Here is a 13,295-nt window from a genome sequence, read left to right on the forward strand (position 1 = left end):
CCCGACCCCGAACGCCCACCATGAGCAAAGATCACAGCAGCCTAGTCGCGGCAGACACAGCACCTTCTTCCAATTTTTTACGCAGCATCATCGATGCCGATCTGGCAGCACAAACGCACGCGGGTCGCACGGATGCGGCAGGACTGCCATTGCCCCAGGTGATAACGCGCTTTCCGCCTGAACCGAACGGTTACCTGCACATCGGTCACGCCAAATCGATCTGCCTCAACTTTGGACTGGCACGCGACTATCAGGGCCGTGCGCACCTGCGTTTTGACGACACCAATCCCGCGCGTGAAGACCAGGAATATGTCGACACCATCCTCGACTCGGTCAAGTGGCTGGGATTCGACTGGACCAGCCAGGGCCAAGAGCACCTGTATTACGCCAGCGATTATTTCGACCGGCTCTACGACATGGCGGAATATCTGATTACTGCCGGACATGCGTACATTGACAGCCAGCCTGCAGAAGACATGGCGGCCAACCGAGGCAGCTTCAGTGAACCGGGCAAGGACTCCCCATTCAGGACCCGTTCGGCGGCAGAATCACTAGACCTGTTCCGACGCATGAAGGCCGGTGAGTTTGCCGATGGCCTGCACATCCTGCGGGCCCGTATTGACATGGCTTCACCCAACATGAACCTGCGTGATCCGGCGATGTACCGTATCCGCCATGCCCACCATCACCGGACCGGCGATGCGTGGTGCATTTATCCGATGTACGACTACACCCATCCGATCTCGGATGCGCTGGAAAACATCACGCACTCGATTTGCACGCTCGAATTTCAGGATCACCGTCCGTTCTATGACTGGGTGCTGGAACGTCTGGCTGAAGGGGGCTACTTTAAAAAACCGCTGCCGCGCCAGTATGAATTCGCACGCCTGAACCTGACCTACGTCATCACCAGCAAACGCAAGCTGCGTGAACTGGTCGAAGAACACATCGTCGATGGCTGGGACGACCCGCGCATGCCAACCATCGTCGGCTTGCGTCGGCGCGGCTTCACGCCCGAATCGCTGCAACTGTTCTGCGAGCGATCCGGTGTCACCAAGTCCGACAGCTGGATCGACATCGGCACACTCGACGGTTGCCTGCGTGAAGACCTCGATCCGAAAGCACCGCGAGCAACGGTCGTCTTGCGCCCGCTCAAACTGATCATCGACAACTTCCCTGCCGGCGAACTCGTCGCCTGCCAGGCCCCGGTCCATCCGCACTTCCCCGAGCGCGGCAACCGTGACTTCCCCATTTCCGACACGTTGTGGATCGAACAGGAAGACTTCATGGAAGTGCCTGCCAAAGGCTATTTCCGCCTGTTCCCGGGCAACAAGGTCCGTTTGCGCTATGGCTTTGTGGTCGAATGCACCGGCTGCGACAAGGATGCCGAGGGCAATGTGATCGCCGTGCATTGCAATTACTTCGCCGACAGCAAATCAGGCACCGAAGGTTCAGCCAACTACAAGGTCAAGGGAAATATCCATTGGGTCAGCGCTGCGCATGCGCTGCAAGCCGAGGTGCGCCTGTACGACCGATTGTTCACCGATGCGCAACCGGATGCCGGCGGCAAGGATTTCAAACTGGCGCTCAATCCGAATGCCAAGGAAGTCGTTGCAGCATGGGTGGAACCCGGCCTTGCAACCGCACAGGCCGATGACAAGTATCAGTTCGAACGGCACGGCTATTTTGTCGCCGACCGGCATGACTCGCTGGCTGGCCGACTGGTATTTAACCGCATCACCACCTTGAAAGACAGCTGGGGCAAGTAAGCCGGCAACCCTCATGACGCTCGCCACCTGGATCACTTTTGTCATCGCCGCCTGCATCATCGCCATTTCGCCGGGCTCCGGTGCGGTGCTGTCGATGTCGCACGGCTTGTCGTACGGAGTCAAACGCACCAGCGTCACCATCGCCGGCCTGCAAGTCGGCCTGCTGATGATCCTGGTGATTGCCGGTGCCGGCGTCGGATCATTGCTGCTGGCCTCCGAAGTCGCCTTCAATGCCGTCAAGATTGTGGGCGCGCTGTATCTGATCTACCTTGGCATCAGCCAGTGGCGGGCCAAAGTGGATGTCGACGGGACCCGCCCCCACCTGTCCGCAGCGGCCGATGTACCAAGCTGGCGCAAGCGGCTGATGACCGGATTTCTGACCAATGCCACCAATCCGAAGGGCATTATTTTCATGGTTGCCGTGCTGCCGCAATTCATTACCAGCAACGCGGCGCTGCTGCCCCAATTGATTATTCTGGGCGTCACCATGTGTGCGATCGACCTGATGGTCATGCACACCTATGCGTTTGCCGCTTCATCCATGCAGCGTTATTTTCGTGATCCGCGCGCCATGAAAAAACAGAACCGGTTTTTTGGCGGCGTGTTGATCGGTGTCGGTGCCGCCCTGTTTTTCGTCAAGCGCGGCACAAGCTGAACTGACGCCTCAGTCTCCGGACAAACTTGAACCGGCAAATGACACTTCGTGATGAACAAAGCCTTTTTCCGGCCAGCGAGATGTCACACGACACATGACACATGACACACGACACACGACACACGAAGTCGCTCCACTAGCGCACTTGTGCTCACAAGTAACACTTCCATCGGCCAATTCGGCCAATGACGCCGTCAAATTACTACCAATAGTTACACGGTGTTATGATTTTTATCAATTTCTTATCGCGGGAAAATGCAGCAAGAAGTCACCTGCTGCACGCTCTTGCCCATGACTTTACGGAGACGACACCGCCATGCCCCAGCAAAGCGCCCCCCAAGCATGGATGAAGCCGCCATCCCGTATGGCATTCATCAAAGGCAATCTGACGACGATACTGATCTGGCCCGTGGGTTGCCTGCTATTGGCGGTGGCTATCTGGAGCATCACGCTGTCGATCATCCAGTCCGATCATGAATTTGTAGAACGAAATGCACGAAAGAATGCCTCCTACATCGCCACCTCCTTTGCCCAGCACCTGACGCGCTTGCTCGACCAGGCCGATCAGTCGGCGATCCACCTGCGCCTGGACTGGCAGCAAAGCAATGGTCAACTGCTCCTCGATAACCAGCTTGGTCAGGGTCTGTTCCCGCACAATGGCTTGTTGTCTGCAACGATTCTTGACAGCAAAGGTGCGGTGATCACAAGCACCCGCAACATCAAGCAGGGTGTGAGCATGGCGAAGATGGCGTATTTCCTTGTCCAGCGCGAGGCGACTGCGGACCATCTTCACATCGATCCGCTGATGTCTCCCGGGCTGTTCGACCGACCCACGATACAACTGTCACGCCGCTTGCAAGACGCCAGCGGCGCGTTCAATGGCGTGATCGTGATTTCGGTCGAACCAGCTTATTTCACCGCTTTTTTTGACAGCGCCAGTCTGGGACAGGCTGACTTGCTCGCGGTGACCGACAAGCAGGGAACGATGCGCGGCTCGCGTATCGGCAATACGCTGTATCCGTCCGACAGTCCGGCAATCCGCCACATGCCGCTTCGCACACCGGTACAACGCGGAGTCATCAAGGCCGCCGACAGCACTGTCTTTGCCGATGGCGAAACCCGTTATCTGGCGTGGCAAGCGTTGTCGGCCTACCCGTTCGTGACGCTGATCGGCTTATCGGAACAGCAGTTGCTGGCACCTTACGTTGCAACCTGGGACACTTACCGGCAAGGTGCGATCAGCGCCTCCGCGTTCCTGCTGGCGTTATCGCTGATCGGCATCATCATGTCGGCACGGATGGCGCAACGACACTACCAGTCGGAGGAGGTCAAACGGACTTACCGGATAGCGACCGAAGGGGGAAACGAAGGTTTCTACATGCTGCGAGCCATCTTCGACACCGAACAGCATCTGGTCGACTTCCTGATTGAAGATTGCAACGAGCGTGGCGCACTCTTGATCGGCAAGCTGCGGGAACATCTGATCGGCTCGCGTTTTACCGAACACACCGATGGCATTCCCCAAAAAATCTGGTTCAGCGTTTTCCACAAAGCCATGCAGAACGGCTTTTACGAAGATGAATTTGAAGTCGTCGATGACAGTCCGCTGCGCGGTACCTGGCTGCATCGCCGGCTGGTGCGCGCCGATACGGGCCTGGCGATGACGCTGCGCGACATTTCTGCCGTCAAGAATCACAACAATGAACTCAGCCGTGTCGCCAACGAAGATGCCCTCACTGCCCTGCCGAGCCGTCACTGGCTGACCGGATTCCTGCCTGCAGCCATCGAGCGCAACGCCAAGGCGGGCAGCATGCTGGCGCTGCTCTTCGTTGATCTCGACGGGTTCAAGAGTGTCAATGACACTCTGGGACATGCCGCCGGCGATGAACTGCTGCAGCAAGCAGCCAAACGCCTGCAATCGGTACTGCGTCCCGGCGACCATGTCGTGCGGCTCGGCGGCGACGAATTCACTGCCATCCTTGAACCCATCATGTCCGAAAACGATGCGACCCGCGTCGCCGTACGCATTGTCGAAGCATTCAACCGGCCGTTCACCCTCAGTCAAGGCATCAAGTCGGTCGGCACCTCGGTCGGCATCAGCCTGTTTCCGCGCGATGGGAATGAGTCGGACGCGCTGCTCAGGAATGCCGATACCGCGATGTATCGCGCCAAGTCGGAAGGAAAAAACCAATACCGGATGTATGAAAAAGACGGCGCACACTAGCGCGTCACGAAATGAGACCGGGTAGACGCCGACAACTGCGTCTCGTACCAATGCACCAGATGATCGAAGCGCGCCAGCTGGTTTGCCGGCAACGATGCCGACGGACTGCGCAGCAAAGCCGGATCAAACGGCTTTCCCAGCCGGCGCAATTCATAGTGCAGATGCGGACCGGTGGCCAGGCCGGTCATGCCGACCGTTCCCAGCAAGTCGCCCTGATGCACCGCCGCACCGATCTTCAATCCCTTGCCGAACCCTTGCAGATGACCATAGTAGGTCGACAACCCGTCGGCATGCCGGACCCGCACCAGATTGCCGTACCCGCCCCGCACGCCGACAAACTCGATCACGCCATCGGCCGTCACCCGCACGGGCGTTCCCGACGGCGCGGCAAAATCGACGCCGGTATGAGCCCGCCATAATTGCAGGATCGGATGAAAACGCGCCACCGAATAACCCGAGGTCTGGCGTGAAAAGGAAATGGGCGATTGCAGGAAGGTCTGCTGAACAGGATGGCCATCGGCACCAAAATACTGCCGTTCGCCCGCAGCCACGTCGTCAAACAGATAGGCCGTGTGCGTGCGCTGCGGTGTCATCAGACGGGCCGCGAGGATGCGGCCAGGCCGGCTGATCTGTCCTTCATCGAACTGCATTTCAAACAGCACCGTCCCCTTGAATCCCTGCGTCAGGTCGCGATGAAAATCCAGTTCCCCCGAAAACAGCGCCACCAGCTGGTCAACGATTTCTTCCGGCAAGCCGATCGTGTCAGCCGCTACATAGAGCGCGCCGCCGGACAGCACAGGCGGCTGCTCGCTGTCCCGGGTGGCCTCGCGAATACGCAGTTCGCCCTCGATCATCCTGGCCATCAGCATCTGGCGTGCCGATACCGAATAAAACACCGCCAGCGGCGTATGGGCACCATTCCATTCGATCCAGACTTTGCTGCCGCGCACCGGGCGCTGCGGCCAATCGCGACGATCTGCCCGCGTCAGACGTGCAGTCCAGGCAGTCGCCGGCGCCTGGGACCGCGCCAGAATGGTTTGCCAGGTATCGTTTGGTGCCACCAGAACCGGACCGCTCCAGGTACTTCCCTGCGCGTTGGCTGGCGGTAAGCCGTCGTAGACAAAATCCTGCGGCGCAGCGGCCATCGTGCTCCCGGCACGACCGTTATCCATACCGAACGACACCACTTCGAGCACCGGCGCGGCCGTCGCCCCCGTGATCGGAGTCAGCAGGATCAGGCAGCACGATAGCAGCATGACAAAGGCAAGTTTCCGGAACAGCAAATCGATTAGGCGCACTGCGATGTCTTTCGGGATAGTCAGGGCGGCCTATCCTAGTCCGATTTTCCGCTCGCAGTTTGATGTTGCCCGCAGTGTTCGCTCTGATTGCGTTTAAAATTCCCGGCAGCAGACCGCACACCGAAAGGCTTTTTTCATGCGTGACAACGATTGTTCTCCCGATACAGCCGGTACCGCTGCACCTGACTGGCCGCTGCCCCGTGATGCGATGCAACCCGATGATCCCCTGGCTGAGTGTCTGGTCACACTGACCCGGCTACGCAACCAGCCCCATTCGCGCCAGACCCTGACGGCCGGTCTGCCATTGGAAAACAACCGGCTCACGCCCGAGCTGTTCATTCGGGCGGCGGCCCGCGCCGGCCTCTCGGCGCGCATCGTGAACCGCACGCTGTCACGCATCAGCCAGCTGACGCTGCCAGCGGTATTGCTGCTCAAGGATGGCCAGGCCTGCATCCTGACCCATCAGGGCAACGACGGCACGGCGCGCATCATCCAGCCCGAATCCGGTGATGGCGAACTCGACATCGATACCGATATCCTGCAAGCGTCCTGTACCGGCCATGTAATTTTTGTGCGCCCGATCTTCAAATTTGATGCCCGCGCCGACCAGGCCGACACCCCCGCCGCCGGTCACTGGTTCTGGACACCGCTGCGGCAATCGTGGCGCATCTACTCCGAAGTACTGATCGCATCCTTTCTGGTCAACCTGTTTGCACTGGTGCTGCCGCTGTTCACGATGAACGTCTACGACCGCGTGGTACCGAACCAGACCTTCGACACGCTCTGGGTGCTGGCCATCGGCGTGGCCATCGTCTTCGTTTTCGACTTTGCGATGCGCAGCCTGCGTGGCTATTTCATCGACGTCGCCGGCAAAAAAATCGACATGGCGCTGTCATCGGCGATCTACGAAAAAATCCTCGCCATCCGCCTGTCGGTGCGCCCCAAGTCGGTCGGCGGCTTTGCCAACAGCCTCACCGAGTTTGAATCCTTTCGCGAATTCCTGACCTCGGCCACCATCACCACACTGATCGACCTGCCGTTCACACTGCTCTACCTGCTCATCATCTGGTGGGTCGGCGGGCCGCTGGTACTGGTGCCACTCGTCGCGATTCCCTTGATCCTGATCCCCGGCATGTTGCTGCAACGACCACTGGCCCGCGTCATCAACCAGACCTTCTCGGTCGGTTCGCAACGTCAGGCCACGCTGATCGAAACCCTGTCCGGGCTCGACACCCTCAAGGCCATCTCGGCCGAAGGCCCGGCCCAGCGCCGCTGGGAACAGCTGGTCGGACAAATCGGCAAGCTCAGTTTGCGCGCGCGCCTGCTCTCGGCTGCCAGCATCAATGCCGGCGTGCTGGTCCAGCAACTGGCCAATGTCGCGCTGATCATCGTCGGGGTCTATCTGATCGCCGACAAATCCTTGTCGATGGGGGCACTGATCGCCTGCACGATGCTGGCCGGACGCACGCTCGCACCGCTATCGCAAGTGGCCGCGCTGGCGACGCGCTTTCATCACGCCCGCACTGCGCTGATCGGGCTGGACCGCATCATGAATTTGCCGGTCGAACATCCACCCGGCAAGAGCTTCGTGCACCGGCCTGACTTCCAGGGCGGCATCGAATTCCAGAACGCCAGCTTTGCCTATCCCGAGCAACCGGTCGAAGCCCTCAGCAATATCTCGTTCAAGATCGCCCCGGGTGAACGGGTCGGCATCATCGGCCGCATCGGTTCCGGCAAATCGACCATCGAAAAACTACTCCTCGGCCTGTACCAGCCCAGCGATGGCGCGATCTGGATCGACGGCGTCGACCAGCAGCAAATCGACCCGATCGATCTGCGTCGCCACATCGGGTACGTGCCGCAAGACCCGGTGCTGTTCTTTGGCAGCATCAAGGACAACATCGTCATGAGCGCACCGCATGCCGACGATGCCGCGATGCTGCGTGCGGCCGACATCGCCGGCGTCACCGAATTTGTCAATCGCCATCCGCAAGGGTTTGATCGTGCCGTCGGCGAACGCGGCGACGGCCTCTCCGGTGGGCAGCGCCAGTCGGTGGCGATTGCCCGCGCCCTGTTGCAAGACCCGAACGTACTGGTCCTCGACGAGCCGACCAATTCGCTCGACAACCGATCCGAAGACAACTTCAAGACCCGCCTGTCGCAGCAACTCGGCAACAAGACCCTGATCCTGATTACGCACCGTGCCTCGATGCTGACGCTGGTCAATCGTTTGCTGGTCGTCGAAGGCGGACGCATCATCGCCGATGGTCCGAAAGAACAAGTGCTGGAAGCCTTATCCGGAGGGAAGCTGCATGTCGCCAAAGTCTAATCTCCCGTCATCGGGCTGGAACAGCAAGCTCCGGCAACTGATCCTACCGGCCGGTACGGACGACGCCGACCGCCGTGCCGACATCGAATTCATGTCCGACAGCAGTGCCGCGCTGGTCACCGGCGCGCCACGCTTCGGCTCGCTGATCATCCGCGGCACGGTGCTGTTCGTCCTCATCGCCGTGGTCTGGGCTGCCTTTGCACCGATCGATGAAATCACCATCGGCGAAGGCAAAGTGATTCCATCCGGCCAGGTCCAGGTGATCCAGAATCTGGAGGGCGGCATCGTCGGCGCAATCCCGGTGCATGTTGGCGATCTGGTGCAAAAAAACCAGATCGTGCTGGTGCTCGACAAGACGCGTTTTTCTTCGTCAGTCGACGAAGTCAAAGCGAAATACGAGGCACTGCAGGCGCGGATTGCGCGCCTCAATGCAGAAACCGTCGGCAGCACTTTTACGGCATCCCCGGAACTGCTGCGCGACAACCCGAAAGTAGTCGAGGAAGAAAAACAGCTGTACCAGAACCGCCAGCGCGAACTCGACGCCGCACTCACGGTGCTGCGCGAGCAAGCCAACCAGCGCGTGCAGGAATTGCGCGAAAAACGCGCCCGCCTGCTCCAGCTCGAAGAAAGCCAGCGTCTGGTCACACGCGAACTGACGATCAGTAAACCGATGGTTGCGCAAGGCGTGCTGTCGGAAGTCGAAGTGCTGCGACTGGAACGCCAGGTCAGCGATTTCCGTGGTGAAGCCGACGCCGCGCGCCTGGCCATCCCGCGCATCGAACAAAGCATCGCCGAGGCCCGCGCCAAGGAAGCCGGACAGCTCGCCAAGTTCCGTTCGGACGCCTCCACCGAACTCAATCTGGCCCGCTCCGAGTTCGAGCAATCGCGTGCTTCGGGCGTGGCCATGGCCGACCGGCTGGCCCGCACCGAAATCCGCTCGCCGGTGGCCGGCCTCGTCAAGACGCTGTCTGTTGCCACTATCGGTGGCGTGATCCAGCCCGGCATGGACCTGATGGAAATCGTCCCGATCGAAAACAACCTGCTCATCGAAGCACGCGTGCGACCAGCCGACATCGCCTTCCTGCATCCGGGACAAGATGCGACCGTCAAGCTCAGCGCCTATGATTTTTCGATCTACGGCGGGCTCGCTGCGACGCTCGACACCATCACGGCTGACTCGATCACCAACGACAAGGATGAAAGTTTTTATCTGGTGCGGGTACGTACGTCCAAAAACAACCTCGGTCGCGGCGACAAGAACCTGCCGATCATCCCGGGCATGACCGCCACCATCCATATACGTACCGGTAAAAAAACCGTACTGAACTATCTGCTCAAACCGGTCATCAAGGCCAAGCAGGAAGCGTTGCGCGAGCGCTGATGCCGGTACAATCCGGCCATCATTGTTATTGAAAGTTGCCGTGGCCGATCCCGCAGTCCTGCTCCAGTACCTGCTGCCCAAGCAAGCCATCACCTGGTTTGCCGGCAAGGTCGCCAATGCCGAAGCCGGCAGCATCACCACCGGCATCATCCGGCGCTTCATCGCACGCTATCAGGTCAACATGGCCGAGGCCGCCAATCCCGACATCACCAGCTACGCCAGCTTCAATGCCTTCTTTACGCGAGCCTTGCGCAGCGACGCACGACCGCTCGCCGATGCCGCGTACATTTGTCCGGTCGATGGTGCCATCAGCCAGTTCGGAGCGATCGAGCGCGACCAGATTTTCCAGGCCAAGGGCCATGCGTATTCGACCACCGCGCTGGTGGGCGGCGATGCCGCGCTGGCCGACCAGTTCCGCGATGGTAGCTTCGCCACCATCTACCTCAGTCCCAAGGATTACCACCGCATCCACATGCCCTGCGATGGCCGGTTGCTGCGGATGATTTACGTGCCCGGCGAATTGTTCTCGGTGAACCCGGCGACCGCACGCGGCGTACCGGGCCTGTTCGCCCGCAACGAACGCGTGGTCTGCGTCTTCGAGAACGCCGCCGGCCCGTTCGTCCTGACGCTGGTGGGCGCCACCATCGTCGGCAGCATGGCCACCACCTGGCACGGCATCGTCAACCCGCCGCGCACGAAAGCGGTCCGCGAATGGCGTTATGACGACCAGCAGATTCTGCTGAAAAAGGGCGATGAAATGGGACGCTTTTTGCTCGGCTCGACGGTCGTGCTGTTATTTCCACGCGAACAGGTACGTTTCAATCCTGCGTGGAAAGCGGCGCTACCGGTGCGTCTGGGCGACGTGATGGGGAATGGCGTCTAACGTGTTTTCTGCGCAGATCACCGGCAAGGACTGGCGCTTCGATGTACCGGATGGCGACACGCTAATGGCCGCCGCCCGATCAGCCGGAATCACCCTGCCCAGTTCATGTCGCAATGGCACCTGCCGCACTTGCCTGTGCCGCCTGAGCAGCGGCACGGTGCGCTACACGGTTGACTGGCCGGGACTAAGCGCCGATGAAAAGAAAGACGGCACCATCTTGCCGTGTGTCGCGGTACCGCTATCGGATGTAGTGATCGACCAGCCGCTGGCCAGCAGACCGTGATGGTTCGGGGATTGATGACGGTGACCAGTGCACCGGGCTAGTCCCAACCGCATCACGGCAACAAAAAAAGCCGAAAAAACCGACGACATTGCTGCGCTGAAGCAAACCACGCAAAACTGCAGGGCTTATAACAACGTTACACATCCAGCATTTTTCTGGACCACGCCATTTTCAATAAGTAGAATACACATCATGAAAAGTGCCGATCTGATTCGCCTTCTCGAAAAAAATGGTTTCGAAATCGCACGCATCAGCGGCAGTCATCATCAATTACGAAAAATCGGCAGGCCCGGCGTGGTGACCGTCCCGCATCCCAAAAAAGATCTGGGCATCGGATTGGTCAAGGCTATTTTGAAACAGGCAGGATTGAAGGGGTAAGCGATGCGATATCCGATCGTCATTGAAACTGGTAGCGACACGACCGCCTACGGCGTTATCGTCCCCGACTTGCCGGGTTGTTTTTCTGCTGGTGAAACGCTTGATGAAGCAGTCACCAATACAACCGAAGCCATCGAACTGCATATCGAAGCACTGCTCGCATCGGGCGAACCGATTCCAGCAGCCCATGCCTTGTCAGCGCATCAAAAAAATTCCGATTACGCTGGCTGGACGTGGGTGCTCGTGGATATCGACATGAGCCGACTGGAAGATGTCACGGAGCGGATCAACATCACGCTGTCGCGCCGTGCGCTGTTCATCATTGATGCGGCAGCCAAGCGCGCCGGCGAAAGTCGTTCTGGCTATCTGACCCGCGTCGGAGTAACCGAAGCATCACAACCCGTAGAAAAATCGCGGAGGGTGCAATAACCGAAGAGCATTGCACCGCGCTGAGCGCCGATGAAAAGAAGGACGGCACCATCTTGCTGTGTGTCGCGGTACCGCTGTCGGATGTAGTGATCGACCAGCCGCTGGCCAGCAGACCGGAATGGTTCGAGGATTGATGACGGTGACCAGTGCATTCGGTGCAATGCCCTGCGGTTATTGCACCCTACGATTGAGCGGTAGTCGGAGGGGTTGATGTTGATGTTGATGTTGATGTTGATGTTGATGTTGATGTTGATGTTGAAGTGGCAGTTGACGTTGACCTGTCCCGCATTGAAGCAGCTGCCAAAAGTCGGAGTCAGGCAGGGGATAAGAGTGACGCATGTTTGAGCGTAGCGAGTTTGCGGCACTCCCCCTGACTGGCTCCGACTTTTGGGAACCCGAAGGGCAGCCGCTTCGCGGTCGCCTTTTTCTTGGTTACTTCTTTTTGGCGAAGCAAAAAGAAGTGACCGGCTGCCGGGCCGCCCCCGGCTAGGTCGTGGCGGAGCGCCTCATAGTTCAGCACGCGACGACCGTGACTGGTCGAGGTATTGACCACCTCAACCAGTGCATTCGGTGCAACCACATCCCGCCAACAAACACCCCCCACTAAATCACTCCCAACACCTTCAACCCCAACGGCAACAACAACGCCGTCATCACCCCCGACAACCCCATCGCCAGTCCGGCAAACGCACCCATTTCTTCACTAACCTGAAACCCGCGTGCCGTGCCGATGCCGTGCGCAGTAACCCCCAGCGCAAAGCCCATCACCTTGTGATCAGTAAATTTCATCCAGGTCAGGATGGTGCGCGCCAGCGTCGCACCGAGGATGCCGGTGGCGATCACCATCACCGCTGTCAGTGACGGCAAGCCGCCGATTTTTTCGGCGATGCCCATCGCGATTGGCGAGGTGACCGACTTCGGTGCCAGCGACAGGATGGTGACCGGCGACGCGCCCAGCGCCCAGGCCACACCCATTGCCGTAGTAATCGCTGCGGCACTGCCGGCCAGCATACCAACCAGTAGCGCGAACCAGTCACGCCGCAATGCCGGCAATTGCTGATACAGCGGAATCGCCAGCGCGACCGTCGCCGGTCCCAGCAGAAAATGCACGAATTGCGCGCCATCGAAATAGGTCTTGTACGAGGTACCCGTCAGCGTCAGCAGCAACACCAGGATGGCCACGGCGATCGCCACCGGATTGGCCAGCGCATTGAATCTGGCACGCTGGTAAATCAGCGATGCGATCAGATAGGCCAGCAAAGTCGCCGTCAGTCCCAGCAGCGGCGACGCCGCCAGATAAACCCAGATCTCGTTGAGCTTGGGCGTCATTTCTGCAAGGCCCGCACGACAGCGGCAGTCACCGCAATCGACACCACCACGCTGGCCAGTAGCGCCGTCGAAATCGGCACCCACTCGGCGGCGAGCAGCCTTGCATGGACCATGATGCCGACCCCGGCCGGCACGAACAGCAGCGACAGATGGCGCAGCAAACCCATCGACGTCGGGGTTAATTTTTCTGCCTCGGCGGGCCGCAGCATCAGGTATCCCAGCAGTAGCACCATGCCGATTACCGGACCGGGTATCGGCAACGACAACGCATACGACAGGCCTTCGCCAAGGGACTGGAACACCAGCAGCGTAGCAAACGTAGCGATCATGATGACTC

At 59.5% G+C, this 13,295-nt stretch carries 12 protein-coding genes; 9 read left to right on the forward strand and 3 right to left on the reverse strand.

The window, feature by feature from the left end:
- The first annotated feature begins 20 nt into the window (after positions 1-20).
- From QN370_RS08895 to QN370_RS08905, 3 genes are all read left to right on the forward strand, one after another.
- Positions 21-1,769, forward strand: coding sequence for a glutamine--tRNA ligase/YqeY domain fusion protein (locus QN370_RS08895; protein WP_322126689.1), 1,749 nt, complete (start codon positions 21-23; stop codon positions 1,767-1,769).
- A 13-nt stretch (positions 1,770-1,782) separates the two neighbouring features.
- On the forward strand, positions 1,783-2,424 hold the full coding sequence (locus QN370_RS08900) for a LysE family transporter (RefSeq protein ID WP_322126688.1): 642 nt from the start codon (positions 1,783-1,785) through the stop codon (positions 2,422-2,424).
- Between the two features lie 316 nt (positions 2,425-2,740).
- On the forward strand, positions 2,741-4,648 hold the full coding sequence (locus tag QN370_RS08905) for a sensor domain-containing diguanylate cyclase (RefSeq protein ID WP_322126687.1): 1,908 nt from the start codon (positions 2,741-2,743) through the stop codon (positions 4,646-4,648).
- On the opposite strand, the gene QN370_RS08910 is transcribed toward QN370_RS08905, so the two are convergent.
- Positions 4,645-5,946, reverse strand: a complete 1,302-nt coding sequence (locus tag QN370_RS08910) for a M23 family metallopeptidase (protein WP_322126686.1) — start codon at positions 5,944-5,946, stop codon at positions 4,645-4,647. The genes QN370_RS08905 and QN370_RS08910 overlap by 4 nt on opposite strands.
- Positions 5,947-6,082: 136 nt before the next feature.
- Between QN370_RS08910 and QN370_RS08915 the strand changes: the two genes are divergently transcribed.
- From QN370_RS08915 to QN370_RS08940, 6 genes are all read left to right on the forward strand, one after another.
- On the forward strand, positions 6,083-8,275 hold the full coding sequence (locus QN370_RS08915) for a type I secretion system permease/ATPase (protein ID WP_322126685.1): 2,193 nt from the start codon (positions 6,083-6,085) through the stop codon (positions 8,273-8,275).
- Positions 8,259-9,656: an HlyD family type I secretion periplasmic adaptor subunit gene (locus QN370_RS08920; RefSeq protein ID WP_322126684.1), complete on the forward strand. Its 1,398-nt coding sequence runs from the start codon at positions 8,259-8,261 to the stop codon at positions 9,654-9,656. Before QN370_RS08915 ends, QN370_RS08920 begins: the two co-directional genes overlap by 17 nt.
- A 40-nt stretch (positions 9,657-9,696) precedes the next feature.
- Entirely contained in the window at positions 9,697-10,539 is an 843-nt protein-coding gene (gene asd, locus QN370_RS08925; protein WP_322126683.1) for an archaetidylserine decarboxylase, read from the forward strand.
- A complete protein-coding gene (locus tag QN370_RS08930; protein WP_322126682.1) occupies positions 10,529-10,822 on the forward strand; it encodes a 2Fe-2S iron-sulfur cluster binding domain-containing protein in 294 nt (97 codons plus the stop codon). Before asd ends, QN370_RS08930 begins: the two co-directional genes overlap by 11 nt.
- Before the next feature lie 192 nt (positions 10,823-11,014).
- Positions 11,015-11,200, forward strand: a complete 186-nt coding sequence (locus QN370_RS08935) for a type II toxin-antitoxin system HicA family toxin (RefSeq protein WP_322127226.1) — start codon at positions 11,015-11,017, stop codon at positions 11,198-11,200.
- 3 nt (positions 11,201-11,203) lie between these two features.
- Positions 11,204-11,629, forward strand: a complete 426-nt coding sequence (locus tag QN370_RS08940) for a type II toxin-antitoxin system HicB family antitoxin (protein ID WP_322126681.1) — start codon at positions 11,204-11,206, stop codon at positions 11,627-11,629.
- Between the two features lie 603 nt (positions 11,630-12,232).
- Here QN370_RS08940 and QN370_RS08945 read toward each other — a convergent pair.
- Positions 12,233-12,958, reverse strand: a complete 726-nt coding sequence (locus QN370_RS08945; protein ID WP_322126680.1) for an LrgB family protein — start codon at positions 12,956-12,958, stop codon at positions 12,233-12,235.
- On the reverse strand, positions 12,955-13,287 hold the full coding sequence (locus QN370_RS08950) for a CidA/LrgA family protein (RefSeq protein ID WP_322126679.1): 333 nt from the start codon (positions 13,285-13,287) through the stop codon (positions 12,955-12,957). Before QN370_RS08950 ends, QN370_RS08945 begins: the two co-directional genes overlap by 4 nt.
- Positions 13,288-13,295: the final 8 nt, after the last annotated feature.

Source organism: Actimicrobium sp. CCI2.3 (genome assembly GCF_035019065.1).
GTDB lineage: Bacteria > Pseudomonadota > Gammaproteobacteria > Burkholderiales > Burkholderiaceae_D > Actimicrobium.

Coding starts and splice junctions, on each gene's coding strand:
- QN370_RS08905 (WP_322126687.1), top strand. CDS start 2,741: ATGCCCCAGCAAAGCGCCCCCCAAGCATGGATGAAGCCGCCATCCCGT.
- QN370_RS08940 (WP_322126681.1), top strand. CDS start 11,204: ATGCGATATCCGATCGTCATTGAAACTGGTAGCGACACGACCGCCTAC.
- QN370_RS08895 (WP_322126689.1), top strand. CDS start 21: ATGAGCAAAGATCACAGCAGCCTAGTCGCGGCAGACACAGCACCTTCT.
- QN370_RS08920 (WP_322126684.1), top strand. CDS start 8,259: ATGTCGCCAAAGTCTAATCTCCCGTCATCGGGCTGGAACAGCAAGCTC.
- QN370_RS08900 (WP_322126688.1), top strand. CDS start 1,783: ATGACGCTCGCCACCTGGATCACTTTTGTCATCGCCGCCTGCATCATC.
- QN370_RS08950 (WP_322126679.1), bottom strand. CDS start 13,287: ATGATCGCTACGTTTGCTACGCTGCTGGTGTTCCAGTCCCTTGGCGAA.
- QN370_RS08915 (WP_322126685.1), top strand. CDS start 6,083: ATGCGTGACAACGATTGTTCTCCCGATACAGCCGGTACCGCTGCACCT.
- QN370_RS08930 (WP_322126682.1), top strand. CDS start 10,529: ATGGCGTCTAACGTGTTTTCTGCGCAGATCACCGGCAAGGACTGGCGC.
- QN370_RS08945 (WP_322126680.1), bottom strand. CDS start 12,958: ATGACGCCCAAGCTCAACGAGATCTGGGTTTATCTGGCGGCGTCGCCG.
- QN370_RS08935 (WP_322127226.1), top strand. CDS start 11,015: ATGAAAAGTGCCGATCTGATTCGCCTTCTCGAAAAAAATGGTTTCGAA.